This is a genomic window from Streptomyces tardus (assembly GCF_018101125.2).
In the GTDB taxonomy this organism is placed as follows: Bacteria; Actinomycetota; Actinomycetes; order Streptomycetales; family Streptomycetaceae; genus Streptomyces; species Streptomyces tardus.
This window is the reverse complement of sequence record NZ_JAELVF020000001.1, coordinates 3691694-3718415: the sequence shown is the minus strand read 5'-3', so window position 1 is coordinate 3718415 and position 26722 is coordinate 3691694. Positions and strand designations below refer to the sequence as shown.

18 protein-coding genes, 2 tRNA genes and 1 pseudogene are annotated in these 26722 nt (G+C 69.7%); 5 read left to right on the top strand and 16 right to left on the bottom strand.

The features are described 5' to 3' along the window. Positions 1-208 precede the first annotated feature (208 nt). Together JGS22_RS15850 and lepA are read right to left on the bottom strand one after the other, a co-directional pair. Positions 209-2095: an AMP-dependent synthetase/ligase gene (locus JGS22_RS15850; RefSeq protein ID WP_211038481.1), complete on the bottom strand. Its 1887-nt coding sequence runs from the start codon at positions 2093-2095 to the stop codon at positions 209-211. A gap of 444 nt (positions 2096-2539) precedes the next feature. Further along, the gene (gene lepA, locus JGS22_RS15845; protein WP_211038484.1) at positions 2540-4411 is read right to left on the bottom strand and encodes a translation elongation factor 4; all 1872 of its coding nucleotides are present in this window, start codon (positions 4409-4411) and stop codon (positions 2540-2542) included. 320 nt (positions 4412-4731) lie between these two features. Here lepA and rpsT point away from each other — a divergent pair, with 320 nt between their 5' ends. Both rpsT and JGS22_RS15835 read left to right on the top strand, forming a co-directional pair. Then, positions 4732-4998 (top strand): 30S ribosomal protein S20, encoded by a 267-nt coding sequence (gene rpsT, locus JGS22_RS15840; RefSeq protein WP_211038486.1) that lies wholly within the window; start codon positions 4732-4734, stop codon positions 4996-4998. Between the two features lie 1114 nt (positions 4999-6112). Further along, on the top strand, positions 6113-6853 hold the full coding sequence (locus JGS22_RS15835) for a hypothetical protein (RefSeq protein WP_211038488.1): 741 nt from the start codon (positions 6113-6115) through the stop codon (positions 6851-6853). Between the two features lie 914 nt (positions 6854-7767). Here JGS22_RS15835 and holA read toward each other — a convergent pair. After that, on the bottom strand, positions 7768-8784 hold the full coding sequence (gene holA / locus JGS22_RS15830; RefSeq protein ID WP_211038490.1) for a DNA polymerase III subunit delta: 1017 nt from the start codon (positions 8782-8784) through the stop codon (positions 7768-7770). Between the two features lie 160 nt (positions 8785-8944). On the opposite strand from holA, the gene JGS22_RS15825 reads away from it, so the two are divergent. Both JGS22_RS15825 and JGS22_RS15820 read left to right on the top strand, forming a co-directional pair. Further along, positions 8945-9250, top strand: coding sequence for a hypothetical protein (locus JGS22_RS15825; protein ID WP_372454258.1), 306 nt, complete (start codon positions 8945-8947; stop codon positions 9248-9250). 355 nt (positions 9251-9605) lie between these two features. After that, positions 9606-10064, top strand: coding sequence for a pyridoxamine 5'-phosphate oxidase family protein (locus JGS22_RS15820; RefSeq protein ID WP_211038492.1), 459 nt, complete (start codon positions 9606-9608; stop codon positions 10062-10064). A 153-nt stretch (positions 10065-10217) separates the two neighbouring features. On the opposite strand, the pseudogene JGS22_RS27560 reads toward JGS22_RS15820, so the two are convergent. The 7 genes and pseudogenes from JGS22_RS27560 to JGS22_RS15785 all read right to left on the bottom strand — a co-directional run. Next, a pseudogene (locus tag JGS22_RS27560) lies at positions 10218-12812 on the bottom strand (ComEC/Rec2 family competence protein); the annotation flags it as partial. Between the two features lie 26 nt (positions 12813-12838). Next, positions 12839-13588: a ComEA family DNA-binding protein gene (locus tag JGS22_RS26385; protein ID WP_308405694.1), complete on the bottom strand. Its 750-nt coding sequence runs from the start codon at positions 13586-13588 to the stop codon at positions 12839-12841. Between the two features lie 1381 nt (positions 13589-14969). After that, positions 14970-15824, bottom strand: coding sequence for a DegV family protein (locus tag JGS22_RS15805; protein ID WP_211038496.1), 855 nt, complete (start codon positions 15822-15824; stop codon positions 14970-14972). A gap of 159 nt (positions 15825-15983) precedes the next feature. Next, on the bottom strand, positions 15984-16838 hold the full coding sequence (locus JGS22_RS15800) for a hypothetical protein (RefSeq protein ID WP_211038497.1): 855 nt from the start codon (positions 16836-16838) through the stop codon (positions 15984-15986). A 208-nt stretch (positions 16839-17046) separates the two neighbouring features. Next, the gene (gene leuS, locus JGS22_RS15795; protein WP_211038498.1) at positions 17047-19923 is read right to left on the bottom strand and encodes a leucine--tRNA ligase; all 2877 of its coding nucleotides are present in this window, start codon (positions 19921-19923) and stop codon (positions 17047-17049) included. A gap of 242 nt (positions 19924-20165) precedes the next feature. Further along, a tRNA-Ala gene (locus JGS22_RS15790) sits at positions 20166-20238 on the bottom strand. Positions 20239-20560: 322 nt separating this feature from the next. Next, the gene (locus JGS22_RS15785; protein WP_211038499.1) at positions 20561-20794 is read right to left on the bottom strand and encodes a hypothetical protein; all 234 of its coding nucleotides are present in this window, start codon (positions 20792-20794) and stop codon (positions 20561-20563) included. Positions 20795-21339: 545 nt separating this feature from the next. On the opposite strand from JGS22_RS15785, the gene rraA reads away from it, so the two are divergent. Further along, positions 21340-21804: a ribonuclease E activity regulator RraA gene (rraA, locus tag JGS22_RS15780; protein WP_372454257.1), complete on the top strand. Its 465-nt coding sequence runs from the start codon at positions 21340-21342 to the stop codon at positions 21802-21804. A 595-nt stretch (positions 21805-22399) separates the two neighbouring features. Here the strand turns inward: rraA and JGS22_RS15775 are convergent. The 6 genes from JGS22_RS15775 to JGS22_RS15750 all read right to left on the bottom strand — a co-directional run bounded on the left by JGS22_RS15775 (position 22400) and on the right by JGS22_RS15750 (position 26616). Then, a tRNA-Ala gene (locus tag JGS22_RS15775) sits at positions 22400-22472 on the bottom strand. A 123-nt stretch (positions 22473-22595) separates the two neighbouring features. Further along, entirely contained in the window at positions 22596-23234 is a 639-nt protein-coding gene (locus JGS22_RS15770) for a histidine phosphatase family protein (protein ID WP_211038501.1), read from the bottom strand. Then, positions 23231-23659 carry a ribosome silencing factor gene (gene rsfS, locus JGS22_RS15765; RefSeq protein ID WP_211038502.1) on the bottom strand — a complete coding sequence of 143 codons (429 nt, stop codon included), beginning with the start codon at positions 23657-23659 and terminating at the stop codon, positions 23231-23233. The genes JGS22_RS15770 and rsfS overlap by 4 nt, the downstream gene beginning before the upstream one ends. Before the next feature lie 66 nt (positions 23660-23725). Beyond that, positions 23726-25771, bottom strand: coding sequence for an LCP family protein (locus tag JGS22_RS27130; protein ID WP_216815009.1), 2046 nt, complete (start codon positions 25769-25771; stop codon positions 23726-23728). Between the two features lie 15 nt (positions 25772-25786). Beyond that, complete coding sequence (gene nadD, locus JGS22_RS15755; protein ID WP_211038506.1) at positions 25787-26416, bottom strand: nicotinate-nucleotide adenylyltransferase; 630 nt, start codon at positions 26414-26416, stop codon at positions 25787-25789. 41 nt (positions 26417-26457) lie between these two features. Beyond that, a complete protein-coding gene (locus JGS22_RS15750; RefSeq protein WP_211038507.1) occupies positions 26458-26616 on the bottom strand; it encodes a hypothetical protein in 159 nt (52 codons plus the stop codon). Positions 26617-26722 lie beyond the last annotated feature (106 nt).

The window sequence follows — 26722 nt, the reverse complement described above, 5'->3', positions numbered from 1 at the left end:
GGCGCGCCGTGCACGCGGAGGGCGGTCGTGCGTGCCCGTGCGCTCCCGGAGGACCTCCGGAGACACTCGGGGCACGCACGACCGCCCTCTACCGCGTACGGCCAGGCCCGAACCGGACAGAGCCGGACCGGACCGAGCCGGGTCGGGCGCCGGGTCGGGTCGGGCGCCGGACCGAGCCGGGTCGGGTCGGGAGCCGGACCGAGCCGGGTCAGGCCTCGCGGGCGCCCGTGTACATCTCCTCCAGCAGATCCTTGAACTCCCGCTCCACCACAGGGCGCTTGAGCTTCAGGCTCGGGGTCAGATCGCCGTGCTCCACGTCCAGATCGCGCGGCAGCACCCGGAACTGCTTGATCGTCTGCCAGCGCTGGAGCCCGGAGTTGAGCTGCTCGACGTAGCCGCCGATCAGCTCGCGCACCTCCTCGGAGGCGAGCAGCTCGCCGTAGCTCCTGCCCGCCAGCCCGTTGCCGGCCGCCCAGCCGGTGAGCGCGATCTCGTCGAGCGCGATCAGCGCGGTGCAGTAGTTGCGGTCCGCGCCGTGCACCACGATCGCCGACACGTACGGGCAGACAGCCTTGAACTGGCCCTCGATCTCGGCCGGCGCCACGTACTTGCCGCCCGAGGTCTTGAAGATGTCCTTCTTGCGGTCGGTGATCCGCAGATAGCCGTCGTCGGAGAGCTCGCCGATGTCACCGGTGTGGAACCAGCCGTCGGACTCCAGGACCTCGGCGGTCTTGTCCGGCAGGTTGTGGTAGCCCTGCATGACTCCGGGGCCGCGCAGCAGGATCTCGCCGTCCTCGGCGATCCGCACCTCGCAGCCGGGCAGCGGCTTGCCCACCGTGCCCGTGCGGTAGGCCTCACCCGGGTTCACGAAGCTCGCGGCGCTGGTCTCGGTCAGGCCGTAGCCCTCGAGGATGTGGATGCCGGCACCGGCGAAGAAGTAGCCGATCTCCGGCGCGAGGGCCGCCGAACCCGAGATGCAGGCGCGCAGCCTGCCGCCGAAGGCCGCGCGGATCTTGGCGTAGACGAGCTTGTCGGCCACCGCGTGCTTGGCCTTGAGCGCCGCCGGGGCCGAGGCGACCCCAGTGCGGCGGAAGTTGTCCTGGGTGACCTTGGCGTACTCGCGGGCGACCTCGGCCGCCCACTGGAAGATCTTGTGCTTGGCGCCTCCGCCGGCCTTCGCCTTGGAGGCGACACCGTTGTAGACCTTCTCGAAGATGCGCGGCACCGCAGCCATGTAGGTCGGCTGCACGACCGGGAGGTTCTCGATGATCTTGTCGATACGGCCGTCGACCGCGGTGACATGGCCGACCTCCACCTGGCCCGCGGTCAGCACCTTGCCGAAGACGTGCGCGAGGGGCAGCCAGAGGTACTGGACGTCGTCCCTGGTAGCAAGGCCGGTCTCGGCGATCGCCTTGGCCATGTACGACCAGCAGTCGTGCGGAAGCCGCACGCCCTTGGGGCGGCCGGTGGTGCCGGAGGTGTAGATCAGGGTGGCCAACTGGTCCGCGCGGATCGCGGAGATGGCGTCCTTGACCGCGTTCGGCTGCTTCTCCAGGTGGGCCCTGCCGCGCTCCATGAGCCGGTCCAGCGTGAGCACGAACCCCTCGGGCTCGCCGTCGGCGGCCTCCGCCTCGCCGTCGATGAGCACGATGTGGCGCAGCTGCGGCAGCTCCGAGCGGCGCTCGCGCACCTTGTCGAGCTGCGCCGCGTTCTCCGCGATCAGCACCCGGCTGTCGGAGTCGGCCAGGATGTAGGCGGTCTCCTCGGCGTTGGTGCTCGGGTACACGGTCGTGGTGGCGGCACCCGCGCACAGCACACCGAGATCGCTCAGGATCCAGTCGACCCGGGTACTGGAGGCGATGGCCACCCGCTGCTCGGCCTCGACACCGAGGTCCATCAGACCTGCCGCGATGGCGAAGACCCGCTCCGCCGCCTCCGTCCAGGTGTAGGACTTCCAGGCGTCCGGGCCGCTGCCGTTCGCGGACGGCACGGGGTAACGGTAGGCCTCGGCCTGAGGTGTGGCCTCAATACGTTCAAGAAGAAGCACCGCCACGGAGGGCGGACGGTTTTCAAACTGGGACTGCGTGTCGCTCACGACATCCTCCGGGGCCCGCTGCGTTGCTGGGGGGTGACTCACGAGTAACTCGGCGGGGATCAGAGTAAGCGCCGCAGCCTCGACTTGTAAGGGGCTGCGGCAGAGCCATTTTCCGAACTCTTTGGAATTCGTAGAGTAGTGAGTCAACTACGCAGTGCGCACAGGGGGATTGCGATCGCAACCCGGTGGGTGACACGTCGGCGCGTGCGCGTCGGACAGCACGGCACACAGACCGGCGGCCGGCGAACCGGCCCGGCGGCGGAACGCGTGAGCACGAGCGGACCGATGGGAGCGCGCGCCTGAGCTGTGCGTCAGATTCGCCGGCCTGATCCGTGCGCTCGATTCGCGAGCCTGAGCCGTGCGCTCGATGCGCCGGCCTGCACGGTCGGCGCGAGCGGGTACCCGCGAGGCGGGTCGGACCCGCCCGGCCCACCAACTGCCCGGCTACTTCTTGGGCTTGCTCTCCCCGGAGTCGTCGCTGGACAGGGCGGCGATGAACGCCTCCTGCGGGACCTCCACCCGGCCCACGACCTTCATCCGCTTCTTGCCCTCCTTCTGCTTCTCCAGCAGCTTCCGCTTACGGGAGATGTCACCGCCGTAACACTTGGCGAGCACGTCCTTGCGGATCGCCCGCACCGTCTCGCGGGCGATGACGCGAGAACCGATCGCCGCCTGAATCGGCACCTCGAACTGCTGCCGGGGGATCAACTCCCGCAGCTTGGAGGCCATCCGCACCCCGTACGCGTACGCCTTGTCCTTGTGCACGATCGCCGAGAAGGCGTCGACCTTGTCGCCGTGCAGCAGGATGTCGACCTTGACCAGCGCGGCCGACTGCTCGCTCGTCGGCTCGTAGTCCAGCGAGGCGTAACCGCGGGTCTTGGACTTCAGGGCGTCGAAGAAGTCGAAGACGATCTCGGCCAGCGGCAGGGTGTAGCGCAGCTCGACCCGGTCCTCGGAGAGATAGTCCATCCCGAGCAGCGAGCCGCGTCGCGTCTGGCACAACTCCATGATTGCGCCGATGAATTCACTCGGCGCCAGCAGCGTCGCCCGCACCACCGGCTCGTACACCTCGGCGATCTTGCCGGTGGGGAACTCGCTGGGGTTGGTGACGATCGGCTCCTCGCCGTCCTCCATCACCACGCGGTAGACCACGTTCGGTGCGGTGGCGATCAGCGCCAGGCCGAACTCCCGCTCCAGCCGCTCCCGGATGACCTCCAGGTGCAGCAGACCGAGGAAGCCCACGCGGAAACCGAAGCCCAGCGCGGCGGAGGTCTCCGGCTCGTACACCAGGGCCGCATCGTTGAGCTGGAGCTTGTCCAGGGCGTCCCGCAGCTCCGGGTAGTCCGAACCGTCCAGCGGGTAGAGGCCCGAGAAGACCATCGGCTTGGGGTCGCTGTACCCGGGCAGCGCCTCGGTCGCCCCCTTGTGCAGGAGGGTGATCGTGTCACCGACCTTGGACTGCCGCACGTCCTTGACGCCGGTGATCAGGTAGCCGACCTCGCCGACCGCAAGACCGTCGGAGGGCGTCATCTCCGGGGAGCTGGCGCCGATCTCCAGCAGCTCGTGGGTGGCGCCGGTGGAGAGCATCTTGATGCGCTCGCGCTTGTTGAGCTTGCCGTCGACGACCTTGACGTACGTCACCACGCCCCGGTAGGCGTCGTAGACCGAGTCGAAGATCATCGCGCGGGCGGGCGCTTCCTTGACGCCGACCGGCGGCGGGACGAGCTTGACCACCTCGTCGAGCAGTCGGTCCACACCCTCGCCGGTCTTCGCCGAGACCTTCAGCACGTCCTCGACGTCGCAACCGATCAGATGCGCCAGCTCGGCGGCGAACTTCTCCGGCTGCGCCGCCGGCAGGTCGATCTTGTTGAGGACCGGGATGATCGTGAGCTCGTTCTCCATCGCCAGGTACAGGTTGGCGAGAGTCTGGGCCTCGATGCCCTGGGCCGCGTCCACCAGCAGAACGCAGCCCTCACAGGCCGCGAGCGAGCGGGAGACCTCGTAGGTGAAGTCGACGTGGCCGGGGGTGTCGATCATGTTGAGGATGTGGGCGGTGCCCGAGTCCCCGCCCTCGGTGGGCGCCCACGGCATGCGCACCGCCTGGGACTTGATGGTGATACCGCGCTCGCGCTCGATGTCCATCCGGTCGAGGTACTGGGCACGCATCTGGCGCTGCTCGACGACTCCGGTCAGCTGGAGCATCCGGTCGGCGAGCGTCGACTTGCCGTGGTCGATGTGCGCGATGATGCAGAAGTTGCGGATCAGTGCCGGGTCCGTACGGCTCGGCTCGGGCACGTTCGATGGGGTCGCGGGCACGCGTGGTCCTGTCGGGGTATGGCTTCGGATCGCTACGTCCCCCCCATGCTCCCACGAGAGCGGGCCCCGGCACTGATTGGGAGGGCCGGGGACGCTGCTGCTACGCTGGGCGACTGTGCCTTGTGGACACTGACGGCACCCGCTTTTCTCCACGGCGGGACGGCTTGGGTGGACACTCACCGATCGCCTTCGGCGGCCTTTTGGGGCCTGTTTTCCGTCAGTTGCGGTCGCGTTGTGGCGATCATCCACTTCTTCTCTGTTGTGGCAGTGATCCACCGGGCACGGAATCAAGCATCTGTCGAACCTGAGAAGGCTCTTTCGTGGCGAACATCAAGTCCCAGCTCAAGCGCATCAAGACCAACGAGAAGGCGCGCCAGCGCAACAAGGCGGTCAAGTCCGAGCTCAAGACGGCCATCCGTCGCGTGCGCGAGGCCGTCGCCGCCGGCGACAACGAGAAGGCGACCGAGGCGGCCCGTACCGCCGGCCGCAAGCTCGACAAGGCCGCCAGCAAGGGTGTTCTGCACAAGAACAACGCGGCCAACAAGAAGTCGGCCATCGCGCAGAAGGTCGCTTCCCTCCAGAAGTGACCCGGGCCGGTGCGGCCCTGTCCGGCTGCTCCCTCTCACTCCGCGTTCCAACTACGGCGCGCGGCACCCGAGGGCGGAGATGTGTGACGGACCCGTTCCGATCGGCGTGACGGCACCCTCTACTGCCGTACACCCGAGGAGCACGCACCAACCACCGCCGTACGCACCGCGTCGAGCCCTCTACCTCGACCGCGCACGGTGGCACACAACGTCGGCGCCCGACCGGCCTCCAGTGACACCGGAGCCCAAGGAACGCCGCAGAAGATCGTGTTGTTCGCCACAGCACTGCTTGGAACGCCCCCGGGAGCCGCGCGCTCGCGGGGGCGTTTCGCTGTTCGCCCTCCAGGGCCCGCGGACATGGCGCACCGGCGGGGGCATGCGGTCCGCCGCGGGCGGGACGGGGCTTGGCGGCAGGGTCGAGGCCGCGGGTCAGCCGGCCCAGGGAGGATCGGTCTCGGGCAGAGGCCTCGGGGCCGCCGTACCGGCGATGCGTCGGATGTCCGGGCCTCACGGGTCGGTGGTCGGTCGGTGATCGGTCGGTCGGCGATCGCTCGGTCGCTCGGTCGGTGATCGGTCGGTCGGTCGGTGATCGATGCGGGCGGGTGGGCGACTCGGTGCCCCGGACAGGTCCTGGCACCCGCGCGCCTGCGGACCGCGTAGGCACCGACGGGATCCGGCCCCGGGAGTGCGGTACATGTCGCGTGCGGCGGTCTCCGATGGCATGCACACCGGTATCTTCTTCCCTATGTCCATACCGGGGGATCAGAGCAATCCGTACGCACGCCCGCAGCAGCCGCAGCCTGGAGCGGGCGCAGGGCTGGGAGTTGGCGGGCAGCCGGGGCTTGGCGGGCAGGCCGGCATCGGTGGGCCGGGGGCCACGAACCAGACAGGTGTGTACGGGCCCGGCGGCACAGCCGGCGCCACCTCCGCACCAGAGCCGGCCGGCCATTTTCCCGGACAGCAGACCGGCCACCCGGCGCCGGGTGCCACTGTCGGCCCCTCCCCCACGATGGGCGGCGGGTTCGTACAGCCCGGAGGACCGACCGGCCCAGCAGGCACCGGTGGCCGCCGGGCACGCGTGCCCGGATGGGTCTGGGGAGTCGGCGGTGCCGTCATGGCCTCGGCGATCTGGGGCGCGGCGGTGATCGTCAACAGCGGCTTCCACTCGGAGCCCTCGGCCGACCTCGGCGGGTACCACTTCCACCACGAGCTGTGCGAGGTCATGGACACCTCTTTCTTCGCGGAGCACTACAAGTCCGTGGAGGGAAGCGGCGCCCGGACCAGCAGGCACAGCGCCCAGGAAGCGCAGGACATCAGTGCCTGCGGCCTGCAACTCACGCCCAGGGGAGGGGACGACTACAACGGCTACGAGGATCCGGGCGACAGCCGTTACGTCCCCACCGTTTACGTGGAGTTCAAGACAACCTGGCACAAGCAGATCGACCCCAGCGCCGAGTTCGAGGCCGAGGTCAAGGGCCAGCACGATCTGCGCGCCAAGGACGACAAGACCAAATACGACATCGTCGAGGTCGAAGAGCTTGGCGAGGAAGCGTTCTACAGCACCGAGACCAACGACAAGGGCCCTCTGACCGGAGCCACGCTCTCCATCCGCGACGGCTGGGTGGCGGCGGAACTGCGCTGGTCCACCTTCTTCGACGGCCGAGGCGGCGAACATGTGGGCGCGGACGAGGTGAAGCAGATCCTCTTCGACACCGCCAGAACCTCCCTTGAGAAACTCCGCAAGCAGGAACCGGAGAACCAGTCGCCCGGCACCGACGACTCCTCCGGCCCTGACGAACCCGGATCGGACAACGACGCGTCGGACCCGCCCAAGCGGGGCGACGGCGACATCTGACCGTGGACGTACGGCAGTTGCGCCTCGGGTTCAGCGACTTCGGCTGATGGCAGGGCCCACCCCTGCAGCGGCCCGGCCCGCCGGTCAGCCCCTGCGGCAGAACACCTCACTCTCCGGCTGACCGTCTCTCCGTGCGAGCGGAGTGAGGCCGCACTGCGCAATCGTTCCCTTCACGTGGGAGGTCAGCGGACAGCGTCCGTGTGCGAGCCCGGGCCGTAGCCTGCGCAGACCCGCCGCCCCACGGCGTGACGTGAGTACGCTCGAGCGGACGTTCAAAGCTCCGGTTCGGTAGTGAAACCGGGCTTGAGCTGCCGCCGAGCCCCGACGGTCACCGTGGGACGGGGGCAGGAGCACGCCACGGGGCCTGCTGCTCTGCGAGGCTCGGCACGAGTGGAGAAGCAGCTCGGGCCGCAGTGCCCGCGCACCGACCCCCGTCGGACATCCGGCCGGCCCCGAATCGACCCCGCGACGGTCCGGCTCGGGGCTGCTGTCCCCCACCCTGCCGCGAGCTCCCACCTCACCTTCCGATCCCGACCGCCCACCCTGATCCCCCTTGCGTCGCCGGGAAGGTCACCACCGAGATCGCTGCTCCCGGCTCACCCAGCGCGGTGCCACCCGGGCGGACGACAAGCTCTCCGAGGCCGCGAAGACCGCAAGCGCGAGAGGTGCTTTCGACGGCCATCGAACCGACAGACGTCGAGGGCCGATCCGGTGTCGCTCGGACCGACCGCGCTGCTGCGCTCCACTTGGCCCGAGGCGACACTGCCGCCGGCCTTCGTCCTCACCACACGAGCCGATACGGGAGACGCCTACCTGCAAGGGGCCAGACGCCAGGGGGACAAGCACACGTCGGGCACCGGCCCGATCGGGCCTTCGGTGCAGGGCTCAGCCGCCCACGCCTCGAGCCCTCCCCATCAGCGGGAACGTGCCGCCCGAGCGATGGTGACGACAGCTTTCTCCAGGGCGTACGCCGGGTCGTAACCACCGCCCTTGACCGCCGCGTCCGCCTCTGCGATCGCCTGGAGCGCATGTGCCACACCGTCCGCCGACCAACCGCGCATCTGCCTGCGCACCCGGTCGATCTTCCAGGGCGGCATCCCGAGCTCGCGAGCCAGATCTCCGGGCCGCATTCCTCCGGGAGCCGAAGCCAACTTGCCGATGGACCGGACCCCCTGAGCGAGCGCGCTGGTCACCAGCACCGGGGCCACCCCCGTGGAGAGCGCCCAGCGCAGGGTTTCGAGCGCCTCAGCCGCCTGCCCCTCGACAGCCTTGTCCGCAACCGCGAAACTCGACGCCTCCGCGCGGCCCGTGTAGTAGCGCGCGACGACTCGCTCGTCGATCGTGCCCTCCACATCGGCGGTCAACTGCGCACAGGCCGAAGCCAGTTCACGAAGATCACTGCCGATCGCGTCGACGAGGGCCTGGCACGCCTCACTCCCCACCGATCGCCCGAGCCCACGGAACTCCGCCCGCACGAAGGCCAGCCGGTCCGCCGGCTTGGTCATCTTCGGGCAGGCGATCTCCCGGGCACCCACCTTGCGCGCGGCGTCCAGCAGCGCCTTGCCTTTCGCCCCACCGGCGTGCAGCAGAACGAGCGTGATCTCCTCGGCCGGCGACGTGAAATACGCCTTGACCTCCTTCACCGTGTCCGCGCTGAGGTCCTGTGCCTGCCGGACCACCACGACCTTGTTCTCCGCGAAGAGCGAGGGACTCGTCAACTCCGCGAGCATTCCCGGCTGGAGCTCCCCGGGGCCGAGGTCTCGCACATCGGTGTCGGCGTCCGCCGCCCGAGCAGCCGCCACCACCTCCTGCACCGCCCGCTCGGCCAACAGCTCCTCCTGCCCCACAGCCAGAGTCACAGGGGCGAGCGGGTCGCCGGAAGCGGGCTTGCCCGCTGCGGATTTCGGGGTGTTCGCGGTCTTGGGTGACATCGCCTCCCAGCATCCCACGAGGCACCGACACCACTTTCCCGGAACCCGACCGAGCTGTCTCGGCAGGGCCGAAGGAGCGGCACACAGGCCGAAGAATGTCGGGCTCTTCCACGCAGTCAGCCAGTCTCGGAAACGAGTGCGGCTGCCTCACAATGTCCGTATGGACGAACCCGCTCAGCACTCCGCGCAGGCCCCCGCGCTGCCCGAGAACACCGCTGCGGGCAGGGAACGCTGGCAGGTGCTGGTGCTGCCCGACCGGGACAGCGCGGAGGAACTGGCCACCGCACTTGTCGAGGACCACGGCATCACCCAGGAGCCCCAGATCCTCCGGGAGGCTCTCGCGGGCGAGGACGACGCCGAGGACGCGCAGTGGCTCGTGGTCCTCGACGCCTCCGCGTCGACGATCGATGCCCAGGCGCTGCAGGATCTCGCCCGCTCCTACGAGGGATGGCTGGAGCACGACTGACGGACACAGCACGCAGGTACCCCGCCGGCGATCCTCTTCTGCTCCCGGATCGCCGCTCTGCCACCGCAACTCCACCGGCCTCGAACGCTCCCGCCGGCGTCGCGGCCTCCTCAGGCGCCGCGGCCCTGCCCGGTACTACGGCCTCCCCCGGGACTACGCCCCTCCTCGGCGCCACTGCTCGCCCCGGTGCTACAGCTTCCCCCTCCGTGCCGGCCCTCCTGAGGCCACCGGCCTTCTCGGACACATCCGCCTCTCGGCCCGCCGGGCGGACGCCAGCTGTTCTCGTGGCGTAGGACCTCGGGCGTACAGCTGGCGGCCGATGCGCCGGCGGCCTGTCGTCGGTTGACTGTCCGTCATGGCGAAGAACGGGAAGCCTCCGCGCGAGGCGAGCGAGCGCAAGCAGGACACTCTGCGGCGCCTGGACCAGGACACGGACGCGTGGGTGGCGACGGCCTCGCCGCAGGGCGCGCCCTGCATGGTGCCGCTGAGCTTCGTTCACCACCGGGGTGTGCTGCTGATGTGCACCCGATCCTCCACTCCGACGGCCCGCAACATCGGTGCGGGCAGCGCGGCGACGATCGCGGTGGGCCCCACACGCGACGTCGTACTCATCAAGGCGGAGGCCGAGCTCGTGCCGTCGACTGAGATGGGCGGGGAAGTCGGCGACGCCTTCGCTGCGAAGCTGAACTGGGACCCCCGCGACAGACCGGCCTGGACCTTTCTGCGATTCACGCCACACACACTGCTCGCATGGCGGGAGGAGAACGAACTGGCCGAACGTCTCCTGCTGAGCGACGGCGACTGGCTCGTCTGACGCCTTCCCGGACCTACCGAGCCCGCCGGGGCGCTCCGGCCGCATGCCGCGACCCGGCCGCGCACCCCTCTTTCGACGCCCACGGCCCCGTCGTCCCGACACACCGCGCCCGGACGCCGAACCGACCGGCACCGGGAGCCCGCGACGGACCACCACAGCCAGGTCGCCGGCGGTGTCGGTACGCACCACATGCGCACCCTGGGACCGCAGCAGACGGAGCGTGGCAGGGGCAGGGTGCCCGTACCCGTTGTCCTGCCCGGCGGAGACCAGAGCGAGCCGCGGTCGGAGCCTGCCCAGCAACTCGGCGTCCTGATAAGCGGACCCGTGGTGCGCGACCTTCAGCACGTCGACGCTGGGCAGCTCGGGGTTCTCGGTCAGCAGCCGCTGCTGAGCGAGGGGTTCGAGGTCGCCGGGCAGAAAGACGGAGATCCCCTGCGCCTGTGCCAGGACCGCGACACTCGCGTCGTTCGCCCCCAGGCCCGCGACCAGCGCGGGCGGCCAGAGCACCTGCCAACTCAACGGCCCGTGGCTGCGACGCTCCCCCGGTCCGGGGACAGCCGTCGGCACCCCGGCCTCCCGTGCGACCCGCTCGACAAAGGCGGCCTGCCCCTCGGGCTCGCGCAGCGGCGAGGTCTGGATGAGGCCCACCGACCTGCCGCGCAACGCCCCGGGTAGGCCCGCCACATGATCAGCATGGAAGTGACTGAGAATCAGCAGCGGAATCCGCCGAACCCCGAGCCGCCGCAGGCAGTCATCGATCGCCTCCGGCTGTTCGCCGACATCCACCACCACCGCGGTGTCGGAGCCCGCTGAGAGGACCAGCGCATCGCCCTGTCCCACATCGCACGCGACCACCCGCCACCCGGCGGGCGGCCAGCCGGTGAGGAATCTGTCCAGCGGCTGTGGCCGCAGCACTGCGCACAGCAACGTCAGTACGCAGAGAGCGGCCAGCCAGATCTGCCGCAGTGCGACGCGAACCACCAGCAGTACCAGCACCGTCACCGTGGCCAGCAGAGCCGCTCCGGCCCAGCCGTCCGGCCAGCCGGTCTGTGCGCCCGGCAACGCCGCACCAGCGCGCGCTACTTGGGCGATCCATTGGGCGGGCCAGCTCGCCAGCCACCCGAAGCAGGCGGCGACCGGGAGTGAGATCGGTGCGATCACCAACGCCAGACAGCCCAGAAGTGTCGCCGGCGCGAAGGCGATACCTGCCACCAGATTGCAAGGAACCGCGATCAGACTCACTCGTGCGGCGAACACCACCACGACGGGAGCGCAGACCGCCTGTGCGGCCGCAGTCACCGCCAGCGCCTCGGCGAGAGGCACCGGCAGCCCTCGTCGCTGCAGAGCAAGACTCCAGCCGGGGGCGAGGACCAGCAGTGCGCCGGTCGCCAGGACCGAGAGCAGGAAACCGAAGGAACGTGCGAGCGCGGGATCGTAGAGGAGAAGCACCAGAACCGCCGCCGCCAGCGCGGGCAGGAGCGAGCGCCGCCTCCCGGTGGCGATGGCCACCAGGGTGATCGCTCCGCAGACCGCCGCGCGCAGCACACTGGGGCCTGGCCGGCACACCACCACGAAGCACAGCAGCAACCCGCCCCCGAGTACGGCGGTCGTACGCAACGGGACACCGAACCACGCGGCCAAGCCGCGGCGTTCAGCACGCGAGGCGGTACCGGGCGCTCCGATCAGCACCGCCAGCACGATCGAGACGTGGGCACCGCTGACGACGATGACGTGGGTCATGTCCGTATCTCGCACGGCGTCCCACAGATCGGGAGGAATGCGCGAGGCGTCGCCCACGACGAGGGCCGGAACCATCGCCCGAGCATCCGGGGGAAGAGCGTCGGTCGCCTCCAACAGCCCCGCTCTCAACTCACCGGCCACTCGCTGCGGGAACGTGGGGCCACCCACCGGACGAGGCCCGCCGTCCGCGGTCACCCGCAGCACCGCCGCGACTTCCGCGCCCCGGTCGGGCAGCGGAGGTGCGAGCCTGGCCCCCACTTCGACCCGAGTGGAGGGAAGCAGCTCCAACCAGTCCTCGGCCTGCTCCGGGGGCGCGATTACCAGAACCGGATTGCTGACCTCTGTCCTCTCACCGGCTGCCGTGCGCACCCAGCCCGCCTCGGCCGTCACCATGACCGGAGCAGGGCCTCGCCCCGGCGCTGCCTTGGCTCTGCGCGCATCGCCGGTCAACACCAGCTCGGCGGTGACGTACGCGTGCCGCTCGGCAAGCTGCGGCAGGGGCCCGTCAAGGGCGGCAGCGCGGTGCAGCGCTGCCACCGTGCCGCCGGCTGCCGCGCACAGGAGCGCCACCGCCACCGCGATCCACACGCCGCCGATCGGAGCGGTCCGCGAATCGCTGCCGGGCCGTCGAGTGCGGTGCCACCGGCCGACCACCGCGCTGGCTGTGGCAGCAAGGCAACAGCCGACCGCGCCGAGGCCCACTGCACCCGCGGCCAGAGCGGGAGCGAGGGCTGCCCCCACCCATGCGCCGATCGCGGGTGGCAGCAGTCTGAGATCGGCCGGCGACTCCGTACGCGGCTGCGACGCACCGAGCCGGTTCCGGGAGTCGGCATGGACCTCCGGTCGCGCCCGCGGTACGGCCGCCCCTGGCGCCTCAGCCGCGAGCCGGACGTCGTCTCCCGGCTCCTTGACCGCGCTCCTCGAACAGACTGGTGTGCCGCTTCCGCCCCGCTGTCGGCTCGGGGGCCGGGAAGGCAGCTTTCGACGACTGCGGCGCCACCTGATCATCGGGCGCGGCGCCGACCCGTGGCTGGTCACGGTCCGACCAGAGGACGCAGAGTCGCGTACCGATGGTCTCCGATACCGCTCACCTCTCTGAGCTGCTCAACCGAGCTGAAGCCGCCCTGATTGGTACGGAACTCGACGATCTGCTGAGCGAGCACGGGCCCGATCCCCGGCAGAGTCTCAAGCTGTTCCGCAGTGGCCGAGTTCAGACTCACCACTCCCCCGACAGCCGGCGCCGACGGTGGTGACGGCCCACTGCCCCCGCTGCCCGGCGACACCTCCTCACCCTGCTCGGCCACGACGATCTGCTCGCCGTCCGCAACCGGGCGCGCTCGGTTCAGGCCCTCCGGCGACGCGCCGGACGTGACGCCGCCTGCGGCCCGGAGAGCGTCCTCGACACGTGATCCGGCAGGCAATCGATGTACCCCGGGCTTGCGCACCTCGCCGACGACATCGACGAGCAGTGACTTGCCGGAAGCTCCTGCCGCGCTGCCCGCTCCGCCGTCGGCACCGGCACTCCCGGTGGAGGGAGTCGGCGCGAGCATGCCCTGTGTCTCGCCCGACTCCTCTTCAGCCGTCAGGCCCGGTGCGGCGATCGGCTCTGCCCGCCCACTCCAGAGGTGATGCAGGGCGAGGCCGATGGCCACGACCAGCACTACGGCCAGTGCGGCCAGCGCTTTGAGGTTGAGCCCGCAACGAGTGCGGCACCACAACGGAAGCCGCTCGCTGAAGGCAGCCCGAAGACGCTCCGCCTGGCGCAACACCGGCTCCGGTCCCACCAGTTGAGTGGTCGGCGGGTCCTCCGGTGCCTCTCGCCGCGCGAGACCATCGCGCCGGCGAGCCACCCCCGAGGCTTGGCCGCCGCCTCGCTGCCCTCCCACCGGGGCAGCCCTCTGCGCACTCTGGAACGAGGCCGACACAGCTTCGTCCGCGGGCTCCTCCCGAGCAGCGTTGAGACCCGCCTGTGCAGCGCCGGCGGACACTCGCCGGCTGCGACGCACTGCAGCTCGAGCTTCGGCGATGGCCTCCGCCCTCGACAGGATTCGGGCGCCTCGCGTCCGGCCGAGGAACGGCTCGAGTGGCGACGCCGGCGAGGAGCGCGCGACCACACGGCACCCACGCGACCACGCGTGCAACGTCGGCACGGTGCCCGGAACGCACGACTGCTCGCCCGAGCAGGCTGGCTTCCCGAGCGCCGGCGGCCCTGGCCGCCCAGCCTCTGCGCCGGTGCGCAACGCCGCATCGGCGCCGCCCCGCACCGTCGGGGACTGGGCGAACAGGACTGCCGCACGGGCCCTCGCCACGGACTCGGCCTCGCTGAGACCGGCGGCTCCGTCTCCCGCCCGGGCGCGGAGTACTCGCCGGCTCTCGGGCCCGCCACCGCTGTGGCGTCGCTGAGCTCCCCTTCGTGCCCTTCGGGTACGGCCGGGCCCTGCCGAGTCCACCTGCGATCGAGAAGTCATGCGGCGGACGCTACGACGGATCCACACATCTCGCTGATCTCGCTCAAATCCTGTGGATAACTCGCAAGTTGTGCATAACCTCGTCACCCATCCGACCTAAGACACTTCCAGCTCGGGCATACGGCAAACCCCCTAGAGGGACGTCAACCAATCGATCCAAAAAACCCCGAACGAGTGAGTGCGCGGCTTGGTCAAGTGCCGTGCAAGGCACCCTCGGGTGGCCGCCCCAAGCCACTGTCCGACGCCCTGATGCCTGCTCCACACAGGAGTCGACGGTTTCGACAGCATCGATTCGACCGACGACTAAGGCCCTTTCACGGGGGATGAGGGCCCTTGCGCTCCCTCAGGACGAGAACAACCATGCGATGCAGACGTCCACTTCACTACGGACGACCCGTCGTGCTCCTCGGCACTCGACCCGGCCGACGACCACCGTTGCCTCTCCGCGAGACCGGCGAACACCCCCTACCCGCACCGCACCGCAGCCCGGTTTCGCACGTAGCCCACTCGTCCCACGCATCGCACGCCTCAGGAACCGACCCACACCCCGCGCAGCACCGCGGATTTCGGAGCACTCATGCATCAACTCGCCGATGCTGTCCCGCCCGCCCCCGCCACGCACACCAGCCCGCTCCACGACGGCCCACAGTGGCCGCCGGAACGGAGCACCACCCGTGGCTCCGACCGCACACCGTGCTCACTGCGCCGGGGCCACCACAGCTCCCAGCAAGCCGGGCCCTGTGTGGGCACCGATGACGGCACCCACCTCACTCACATGCAGGTTGACCAGATCGCCCACCCGCTCGCGCAGATTCTCGGCAAGAGCTTCGGCCCGCTCCGACGCCGCGAGATGGTGCACCGCTACCTCGACCGGCACCTCCAGGGCCGCCGCCCTTGCCACGGTGAGCTCCTCCAGACGCGCGATCGCCCTGCTCGCCGTGCGCACCTTCTCGAGCGGCTGGATACGCCCCTCGGTCAGCTCGAGCAGGGGCTTCACGGCGAGCGCCGATCCGAGCAGGGCCTGCGCCGTGCCGATCCGACCGCCGCGTCGCAGGTAGTCCAGGGTGTCCACATAGAAAAGCGCCGATGTCCGCTCCGCACGTTGTCGAGCAGCGCGGACCACCGCGTCCAGGTCGCCCTCCTCCCGCGCGGCCCGGGCTGCGGCGAGCGCGCTGAACCCGAGCGCCATGGCGACCATGCCGCTGTCCACCACCCTTACGGGCACCGGGGATCCGGGGGCGGCGAGCGCTGCCGCGTCATAGGTGCCCGACACTTCGGCGGACAGATGCAGCGAGACGATGCCTTCCGCTCCCGCCTCGGCGGCTGCCCGGTAAGCGGCAGCGAAAGCCTCGGGGCTCGGGCGTGAAGTGGTCACCGGGCGGTGCTTTCTGAGTGCCTCGGCGAGGGAGGCAGCGGTGACGCCATCGCCCTCCTCGTGCGCCTCACCATCCACCACCACCGTCAGGGGCACGGTGGTGATCTGCTCACTGAGCAACGCGGCGGGCGGCAGGTACGCCGTGGAGTCAGTGACGATCGAGACAGGAGCGGACATGTGCCGGAGAGTACTGGGTACGCCGCCTCAGCGGCAGGTCGGCCCCGGCTTCGGAGCAGGTCACGGGGCCAACGAGGTCTCTCGAACCTCGGCTTCGCCCAAGCGGCGGTCCAACTCCGGGCCGGAGCGAGGGACTTGGGGCCTCATCGCGCTGCGAGCTCAGCCGAGATCACGGCTGCGCTTGCGGCGGCCCAGGCCGGGCAGCTGGCTGCGAGCCTCCCAGAGGCCACCGACATCCCACCGGGATGCCCTGGCGGTGGCGTCGGAGGCGCCGGTGTCTGAGTCCGAGGAAGCGCCGACCGCTGCACGGTCCTGCGCGGCCGCAACCCGCCCGTCCCCGGAGGGATCATCACCGGTGTCTCCAGAAGCTCGGACCTCGTCCGACGCGTTCGCACCGCCCGCGCCCGGTTCCTTGGACAGCCCGCCGATCCTGCCGTCGGTGCCTGCTTCGGAGGCACCCGGATCCGTTGCCGGAGCCCAGTGCCGCAACGCGCCGGATTCGATGTCGATCTGCTCGCGCAGCGACGCCAGTCCGTCCACGTCGTGGCGGCGTGCACGGTCCTGGGCGGCAAGGCGCAGCGAGTCCGCCGAGGACCTGATCTCCTGGGCCCGCTCCCGGGCCTGCGGCAGTCGTGCAGCGATACGACGCCGGTCGGGCTCGCGGTCCATGAGGCCGGCCAACTCCCGGTCCAGCACCCGCGCGTGGTCGTGCAGCTGGTCGAGCAGTGCGAGGGCTTCCCGAAGTGAGGCGTCGTCCGCGGACCCTGCGGCCAGCTCACGCTTGGCCTGGTCCACAGAAGCACGCAGCTCCAGCCGGAGACGAGCGACCTGGCCGACCGGCCCCGGTTGGGCGGCCTTGAGCTTGATGGAGGTGTCGTCGATGCCGCGGCGGACCTGGCCGCTGGCGCGCTCCATCCCGCGGCTGATCGCTCTGGCGGTTCGCACAGCTGCGACGATCGCGAACGTCACACAGAGCAGCATCAGCACGGTGAAGACGGCGGTGGCCACACCCATTGCGAACGCCCCTTACGCTTCTCGGCCGCACACTTCGCAGCGGGCTGCTCGCTGCGCAGTGGGCACGGTCTCTGGTGACCACGCCTCGGGCCGGTCCTCCCAGAGTAAACGGCCCGGGCAGCGCTGTGGGGCGGCCCGATCCCCGAGGGAACCCGGACCGCCCCGTTCCGCGCCCGTAGGGGCAGCGAAGCTCAGCGTCGCGCGAGAGTCAGGCCGGCACGATGTTGACCAGCTTGGGCGCCTTGACGATCACCTTGCGGATGCCCCCTCCACCGAGCGCTTCGACGATCTGCGGAGAGGCGAGCGCGAGAGCCTCGAGCTCGTGCTCCTCGATCGCCGGCGACACCTCCAGGCGCGCCTTGACCTTGCCCTTGATCTGAACCACGCAGGTCACAGCCTCGTCGACCACATACGCGGGGTCGGCCACCGGGAAGTCGCGCAGGGTGACGGAGTCGCCGTGCCCGAGCTTGCGCCACAGCTCCTCGGCGATGTGCGGGGCCAGCGGCGCAAGCAGCAGCACCAGCCCCTCCGCGACCTCTCGCGGCACCTCCCGCACCTTGGTGACGTGGTTGTTCAGCTCAGTGATCTTGGCAATCGCAGTGTTGAAACGCAGATTGGTCAGGTCCTGACCGACGCCGTCGATCGCCTTGTGCAGAGCACGCAGCGTGTCCTCGTTCGGAGGACCTTCCGTGACGGACACCTCACCGCTCGCCTCGTCGACGACGTTCCGCCAGACCCGCTGGAGCAGCCGGTACTGACCAATGACCGCCCGGGTGTCCCAGGGACGCGAGACATCGAGCGGCCCCATCGCCATCTCGTACAGGCGCAGTGTGTCCGCGCCGTAGTCGCGGCAGATCTCGTCCGGGGTCACGGCGTTCTTCAGGGACTTGCCCATCTTGCCGAGCTCGCGCTTGACCGGCTCTCCGTCGTGGAAGTACCCGCCCTCACGCTCCTCCACCTCGGCCGCCGGAACCGGGAAGCCTCGGCTGTCCCGGTAGACATAGGCCTGGATCATTCCCTGGTTGTAGAGCCTGTGGAACGGCTCGGCGGCAGAAACGTGGCCCAGGTCGAACAGCACCTTGGACCAGAAGCGGGCGTACAGCAGGTGAAGCACGGCGTGCTCGCTGCCACCGACGTAGAGGTCGACTCCACCCAGCGGCACGCCCTCGCGCGGCCCCATCCAGTACTGCTCGATCTCCGGATCGACCAGCTTCCGGTCGTTGTGCGGGTCGAGGTAGCGCATCTCGTACCAGCAGGAACCTGCCCAGTTGGGCATGGTGTTGGTCTCGCGGCGGTACTTCTTCGGCCCGTCGCCCAGGTCGAGGGTGACGTTGACCCAGTTCTCGTCCCGCGACAGCGGCGTCTCCGGCGAGGTGTCGGCATCGTCGGGGTCGAAGGTGCGGGGCGAGTAGTCGTCGACCTCGGGCAGGGTCAGCGGCAGCTGGGACTCCGGCAGCGAGTGGGCGATGCCTTCCTCGTCGTAGACGATTGGGAACGGCTCGCCCCAGTACCGCTGCCGGCTGAACAGCCAATCACGCAGCCGGTAGTTGACGGTGCCCTCGCCGATCCCGCTCTCCGTCAGCCAGCGGTTCATCTCCGCCTTGGCTTCCGGCACGGTCAGCCCGTCCAGGCTCACGCCCTCACCGGAGGAGTTGAGAAGCTTCGCCTCTCCGGAGACGACGGCCTCGTCCCAGGTCGAGGTGTCGGTGCTGCGGTCGTCGCCGGGCTCCGCCACACAGCGGACAGGCAGCTCGAAGGCGCGGGCGAACGCGAAGTCCCGGTTGTCGTGGGCTGGTACGGCCATGATCGCGCCCGTGCCGTAGCCCATCAGGACATAGTCGGCGATGAAGACGGGAACCTGCTCCCCGGTCACCGGGTTGGTGGCGTAGGACCCGGTGAACACACCGGTCTTCTGCTTGGCGTCGGCCTGACGCTCGACGTCGGACTTGGTCGCAGCCCGCTGCCGGTACTCGGCGACGGCGGTGGCGGGCTCGGCATGACCGCCGGTCCACACCTCGCGGGTCTGTTCCGGCCAGGCGTCCGGCACCAGCGAGTCCACCAGAGGGTGCTCGGGGGCGAGCACCATGTAGGTCGCCCCGAAGAGGGTGTCCTGCCGCGTGGTGAACACGGTGATCCCCTGGCCTTCGGCGACCGGGAAGTCCAGACGCGCGCCTTCGGAGCGCCCGATCCAGTTCCGCTGCTGCAGCTTGATGGCCTCCGGCCAGTCGAGCGCGTCCAGGTCCCGCAGCAGGCGCTCCGCGTAGGCCGTGATGCGCATGTTCCACTGCCGGAGCTTGGCCTTGAACACCGGGAAGTTGCCGCGCTCCGAACGCCCCTCGGCGGTGACCTCCTCGTTCGCCAGTACAGTGCCCAGGCCCGGACACCAGTTGACGGGCGCGTCCGAGGCGTAGGCGAGCCGGTACTCGCCCAGGAGGTCGGCACGTTCGGAGGCGTTCATCTCGCCCCAGGCTGCTGCTCCTTCGGGCGTCGCCCGCTCACCGGACTCGAACTCCGCGGCGAGGGTGCTGATCGGCCGAGCCCGGTCTGCCCGTTCGTCGTACCAGGAGTTGAAGATCTGTACGAAGATCCACTGAGTCCAGCGGTAGTACTCCGGGTCGATCGTGGCGAAGCTGCGGCGTTTGTCGTGACCCAACCCCAGCCTGCGCAGCTGGAGTTTCATGTTCTCCATGTTGGCCTCGGTGGAGATCCGAGGGTGGGTGCCGGTCTGCACGGCGTACTGCTCGGCCGGCAGGCCGAAGGCGTCGAAGCCCAGGGTGTGCAGGACGTTGTAGCCGTTCATCCGCTGGAAGCGGGCGTAGACGTCGGTGGCGATGTATCCCAGCGGGTGACCGACGTGCAGACCTGCGCCCGAGGGATACGGGAACATGTCCATCACGAACTGCCTCGGGCGCGTGGCAACTTCCGCCCTCTCGCCGCTCGCGGCGAGATCGCCTGTCGGGTTGGGCGCCTCGTACGTGCCGTCCTTGTCCCAGAAGTCCTGCCAGCGTGCCTCGATCTCGGCGGCGAGAGCCGCGGTGTAGCGGTGCGGCGCCGCGTTCTCGGCAGGGTTGGTGGTCTGGCTCATGTCCCTCAAAGCTCCATCAGTGGGTCTCTGCCTCCGGAAACGAAAAAACCCCTCGCACACGAGGGGTGGCCGCGCCGACTCCTGCCCGCTGTCCGGGGCAGGTACTCGTCAGCGCGGCTCGCTAAGCAGGAGGCGTACGGCACGCATGCGGCCAGGATAGCGCAGAGGCCAATCGCCCAGGAAAGCACCGAGGAAGGGAAAACAAGAAGAGAGCCGTCTTGGTTGACGACTCTCATCTGCTGTGGAGCTAAGGAGAATTGAACTCCTGACCTCTTGCATGCCATGCAAGCGCTCTACCAACTGAGCTATAGCCCCGGGTTTGGTCCTCCGCAGGTTCTTCCCCTGCGGCGGCGAAGCCCACTTTACACGGACGCCACCCGGCTTTGCCAAATCCGTTCCGTCCAGCCAGAACAGCCGGCACCGAGGCCGAGGTCGGGTTCGAGAGCAGCGACGGGAGCTGGTCGGCCGACTCGACTGCCATCGGCGCAGCGACGAAGGGAGCGCACCCCCACGACCGTCTCCGAAACGGGCGGGAATCGGTTCGGGACGCGCTCGAATCAAGATCAGCCAGCCCGAGCCTGCCTCAGGTTCAAGCCACTCCCACCGTCACCCAAGCCAGGACCGGAGCTCCCTGCCCCTATGCCGTGACGAAGGAGTAGAACCGCTTGAGAGTGCAGTGCTCCTCCAGCAGCCGACCGTAGATCGGCTCGCCCTCCAGCTCACGGTACGTCTCGATCGGGTCGCCCTTTATGATCAGCGCTCGCGCGCACTCCACACACCAGTACTGGTAGCGGCTGTTGACCGGCTCCATGTCGCGGACGATCGGGGTGCCGCTTCCGCACCAGTCGCATTTCCTGCTGTGCGCGCCCATCTGCCCCTATCAGCTCCAGCTATGACGACAAGCCGTGCACGCGTGCGTCACCCCACCGCCGTCCCCCAGCATCTGGGCAACGTGGGCCGAACCACAGCACGGGCACCGCAGCACGGATCGCTGTGGTGCCTGCACGGACATGCGCGGACGATTCCCTCCACCCGGGCCGGACGGCGCAGATCGAGACAGCACATTGAGCAGCCCGTACGTCAGCACCGCGCACCCTCCCCTGCGTCGTCGCTCCACAAGAGATCCCGCCCCTGCGGTGCCACGATTCTGCCATGTCCGGCAGTGGTCAGGGAGACCGGCCGAGTGGTGAGCGCCACAGCGCGAGGGCCCTTCCGTGTTCCGTCCGACACGGCACCACGACCGCCCATATCTCCATTTGCCGGTTGGGGATCGACGGGAGCAGCAGCTCAGCAAGGCAGTGCCGGCGGAGGCTGCCTATCCTGCTTGGCAGACGCGCGCCACCGGTACGACATCTTCATCCGGGAGTTGAGATGCCCCAGTCCTCCACATCGACAGCCTCGTCCGCATCGCCAGCCTTGACCACGGCCGACCTCTACGACGAGCACGGCGAAGCGCTGCAGTCCTGCGACACCCAGTTCCGCCAGTACGGCGGCCGGAGCAGCTTCGACGGCCCGATCTCAACCGTCCGCTGCTTCCAGGACAACGCTCTGCTGAAGGCCGCGTTCGCCGAACCCGGAGAGGGGCGGGTGCTCGTCGTGGACGGCGGCGCCTCGGTGCACACGGCATTGATGGGCGATCTCATCGCCGCCTCGGGGGTCGCGAACGGTTGGGCCGGGATCGTCATCAACGGCGCCGTACGGGACACCGCGATCCTCGCGACTCTCGATCTGGGAGTGAAGGCACTCGGCTCGAACCCGCGCAAGAGCTCCAAGACCGGCGAGGGCGCGCGGGACGTCCCCGTGAACTTCGGAGGAGCGACCTTCACCCCCGGCGCCCGCCTCCACAGCGACGGCGACGGCGTGGTCCTCCTCGCCGACTGAGCACAGACGGTGGCGCTACGGCGCCCGGCAACACCGCACCCGACGCCCGGCGCCCGGCGCCCGGCGCCCGACCAGCGTGTAGCGCAAGGGAGTTGCCGGTCCGGGCGTCGCCGCCGGCAGCGGCGGGAGCCGGCGCTCCGCTGGACACCACGAGGGGGCCCACTTGCGGGCCCCCTCCCGCGCGCCGACCGCGACACAGACCGCACCACGCGGGTCCACTCGGGACAGCCCACCCCGGCAGACGCTCACGACCGCACGGAAGCCGGGTATCCGCAGCTCGACCGAGCTGCGCACGCCCGGACCCGATCAGGCCACACATCCGCAGGCCCGAGCCGGCCGCGACCGGGACACCCTCGCCTCGAGGCAGCCGCGCTCACGGTGACAGCCCCCGAAGGCATTTCGGCTGCCACGAGCTCGGCGCTCTCGACGTCGACCACCCGCAGGTCGACCATCGAAGGTCGACCACCCGCAGGTCGACCACCGCGCGCCGAATTCACCCGCCCCCGGCCGGGCCACCGCTTCCGAAGCACAAAAACGTCGTGCTCCCTCAACTCGAGCCCGGGCGGGCCGAGTTGAGGGAGCACGACGTGAAAAGTGGAGCTAAGGAGAATCGAACTCCTGACCTCTTGCATGCCATGCAAGCGCTCTACCAACTGAGCTATAGCCCCGCGTTGCCGTCCTGGTGGCGACCACCGGTCCGGAACGAGTGGAACTCTACCCCGTGACCAGTCGATAAGCGAAATCGCAGGTGACAGCGGGTAGAGGCGGGTGCGTACACCCTTGGAGAGGCCTCAGTCGTCGTCGCCGAGCACCGGCTCGGGCAGGGTGCCGGCGTTGTGCTCCAGCAGCCTCCACCCTCGTACGCTGTCGCCGAGGACGGACCAGCAGCAGTTACTGAGACCGCCGAGCGCTTCCCAGGCGCCGGGGTCGAGCCCGATGAGCTTCCCGATCGTCGTGCGGATGGTGCCGCCGTGGCTGACGACCACCAGGATGCCGTCGTCCGGAAGCTTGTCGGCGGCGGCCTGCACGACGGGCGCGGCCCGGTCGGCGACCTCTGTCTCCAACTCGCCCCCGCCCCTGCGCACCGGCTCGCCGCGGCGCCAGGCCGCGTACTGCTCGCCGTGCTGGTCGAGGATCTCCTGGTGGGTCAGCCCCTGCCAGACGCCGGCGTACGTTTCGCGCAGCGCCTCGTGGTGGGTGACCTCCAGCCCGACGAGCTCGACGAGCTCAGCGGCGGTGGCGCGGGTGCGGATGAGATCGGAGGAGATGATCGCGTCCGGCTTGAGCCCCGCGAGCAGACGGGCGGAACGACGGGCCTGGTTCAAGCCCTCCGTGGTGAGCGGGATGTCCGTGGTGCCCTGGAAGCGGCGCTCCAGGTTCCAGGCGGTCTGGCCGTGCCGCCACAGAACGATCCTGCGGCCGGGGCTCATGCCGGCTCACCGCTCTCCGCGCTGTCGCCGGCGTGCTCCGCTCCCTTGCCCCTGGTGGCGATGGCGTCCTCGGGCAGGGCCAGCTCGGGGCAGTCCTTCCAGAGCCGCTCCAGTGCGTAGAAGACACGCTCCTCGCTGTGTTGCACATGGACGACAATGTCGACGTAGTCCAGCAGCACCCAGCGGCCGTCGCGCTCACCCTCCCTGCGCACCGGCTTGGCGCCGAGCTCCTTGAGCAGCTGCTCCTCGACGCCGTCCACGATCGCCTTCACCTGGCGGTCGTTGGGGGCGGAGGCGAGCACGAAGGCATCGGTGATGGCGAGCACGTCGCTGACGTCGTAGGCGACGATGTCGTGCGCGAGCTTGTCGGCGGCTGCCTGGGCAGCGGCGGCGACGAGTTCGAGAGAGAGGTCCGTGGCGGTCACAGGCGGAGCTTTCGGGTAGAGGGTCCGGTACCCGACAAGGGTCTCACGACCGCCACGGTGCCCCGGTCAGTCGCTGTAGTCCTTTCCGAGCACGATGGTGACGTCCGCGTTGGCGGCGCCCTCGCCCTTCTTGACGGCCTTCTCGCTCAGGCCCAGTGTCTTGGCGGCCTCGACGGCCTGCTTCTGGTGGGCGGCACCGCTGTAGGTGATGGTGCTGCGCTCCGCCGCCGCGTCGGCCGCCCCGGTGGAGACAACGGTGAAGCCGCCGTTGACCAGGGTCACTCCGGCGCCGTCCGCCGCGCCGCGCTGACCGGTGGCGTTGCGAACCGCCAGGCGGACCGCGTCTCCGGGTTCGGTGTTGCGCACCGAACCGCCTAGCACCTCCTTTACCAGGCCCTGCGAAGTCTCCTCGGTGAGCGTGCCGTTCGTGGCGACGGGGAGCAGCTCGGTCTTGTGGTCGCCGTCCTTCGCGTGCTTCGCGAGCGCGGCGAGCGCGCCTCCGAGTTCGGCCTCGGTGAGCGAGAAGTCCAGGATCTGGCCGAGGGCCTCGACGGCGGTGGTCGCCTGCTCCTTGTCCGTCGAGACCTTGCCGAGGACTGCCTGCAGGACCTGGCCGAAGCGAGCGAGCTGCTTCGTCTGCGGCTCGGCGGCCTCGCGGAACGTCGCGTAGGCGACCGCCGCTCTGCCGTCCAACTCCTGGTCCGCGCCCTTCTGGACGAGAGCCTTTTCGCCCTTCTCCGCGCTCGGCACGGTGGCATCGGAGTCGAGCGTGATGCCTCCGGCCAGCTCGACGAGGTTCTCCAGGTACGGGGTGTCCAGTCGCCAGGTGCCCTCGATGTTGGAGCCGAGAAGGTCGTTGAGCGAGTCTCGGGTGGCTCCGGCGCCCTCGGCGGCGAACGCCTTGCCGAGGGTGGTGGCGTCGCCCGACTCCCCCTTCAGAGCGAGGGAGTTGGGAAGCAGGACGGTGGTTCCGCGGCCGGCGGTCTCGTTGTTGACGAGGAGAGCGGTGGAGATGTCGCCGCTCTCGAGCTCGCGCAGGTGGATCACGATGACGTGCCGGGTGTCGGCCGCGGAGGCGGCCTGGTCGGTCTCCTCGGAGAGACCGGGCAGCTTGCCGGACTGCCACAGGTAGCCGAGTCCTCCGACGAGCGCCAGAGTCAACACGACCACCAGGGCTATCACCCGGTTCCGGCCCCGTCGCCGCGCCTCCTCGCGCCGCTCGGTGCGACTCTCGGTGAACTTCAGCCAGTCGATGACGTCCTCGGAGTTCTTCTCGTCCTCCTCGACGAAGGCGAACTCCTCGGTCTCGTAGCCGACTTCGGGCTCCCCCGCGGACCCGGGTCCGGGAGGACGACCACCCTCCCCCTCGGGACGCTGCGGCGGTGCGGCGTACCGGTCGGACGGCGCCTGCGCGTACGACGGCCGGCCGGGGCCGTCGGGGCCGGGCCGGTCCGTTCGGGTCCGATCGACTTGAGGTGGGCCCACGTCGAGCTGACCTGCGTCGAGCTGACCGGCCTCCGACCCGCCCGTGTCGTACTGCTCCGTCGTGAACCGGTCGGAGGAGTGACTCCCCGCGCCGTACCCCCCGGAGTCATACCGTTCCGGGGTGGGCTGACCGGAGCCGTACCGGCCTCCGTCGGCCTGGCCCGGAACGTAACCGACGGCGCCCGACCGGCCGCCGAACCGACCGGGGTCGTACGGCGGGCTCCCACCGTCTCGCACCGGCGGGTACTGACCCGTGTCGTATGGGACGGGAGGCTGCTCCCCCGTGTCGTACTGAACCGGCGGGTACTGACCCGTGTCGTATCCGCCGTCATACGGCCCCGCCGCGCCCCCTCCCCCGCTCTGGGCCCCGTACTGCCGACTGTCCGCGTCCCGGCCACCGCCATACCGCTCGTCGCCGTAACGGCCACCGCCGTACTGCTCGCCGTACTGCTCGCCGTACTGCTCGCCGTACTGACCACCGCCGCCGTACCCGCCGTCGCCGTACGCTTCCGTACCGGCTTCCCGGTGGTCGCCGGGCTGCCCCGCGTACGGATCGTGATAAACGGGCCGGCCATAGGCGTCATACCCGTAGAACTGCTCCCCCTGCGGATTCTGCCGGTCGTTCACGACTTTTCCGCCCCTCTAGGCTGTCGGCGCCTCAGCGTCCCGGTACAGCTGGCGCTTGTTGATGTAGCGCACAACACCGTCCGGCACCAGATACCAGACAGGGTCGCCCTGCGCCACCCGGGCGCGGCAGCCCGTGGAGGAGATCGCCAGGGCCGGCACCTCCACCAGGGAGACACCACCGTCGGGAAGGCCGGGGTCCGCCAGATGGTGCCCAGGTCTGGTGACTCCGATGAAGTGGGCGAGCGAGAAGAGTTCCTCGGCGTCCCGCCAGGTGAGAATCTGCGCGAGCGCGTCGGCGCCGGTGATGAAGAAGAGCTCCGCCTCGGGATGCTCCGCTCTCAACTCGCGCAGGGTGTCGATGGTGTACGTACGGCCACCGCGGTCGATGTCGATGCGACTCACGGAGAACTGTGGGTTGGACGCGGTCGCGATGACCGTCATCAGATAGCGGTCCTCCGCGGGCGAGACCTGCTGGTGACTCTTCTGCCAGGGCTCGCCGGTCGGTACGAAGACGACCTCGTCGAGCTCGAACCGCGCGGCCACCTCGCTCGCGGCGACCAGGTGCCCGTGGTGGACCGGATCGAAGGTGCCACCCATGACACCGAGTCGCCGCTTGGCGCCGCTCGGCACTGTGTGCTCTCCCATGCGTGCAGACCCTAACCGCTCCAACGCGGCAACCGGTCGGCTCAGCGGTCCCGATTGAAGCGGGTGGTGAGGAAGAGCAGCAGGAACAGCACACCGAGGCCGAAGCCGCCGATGACGAACGGGCTGAAGCTGTGCTCGGAGACGTGCTCACCGCCCTGGGCGAGGTGGGCGAGGGCGTACGCGGAACCGGCGAGATTCATCGTCAGGTCCTATCCGGGAAGCGATCGGGCAGAGATTCGGGCAAAAGCTGCCCACATCGTAAGCGGACCGCTTCAGTGCGGCTCTGTCCGCCCACCCCGTAGGCTG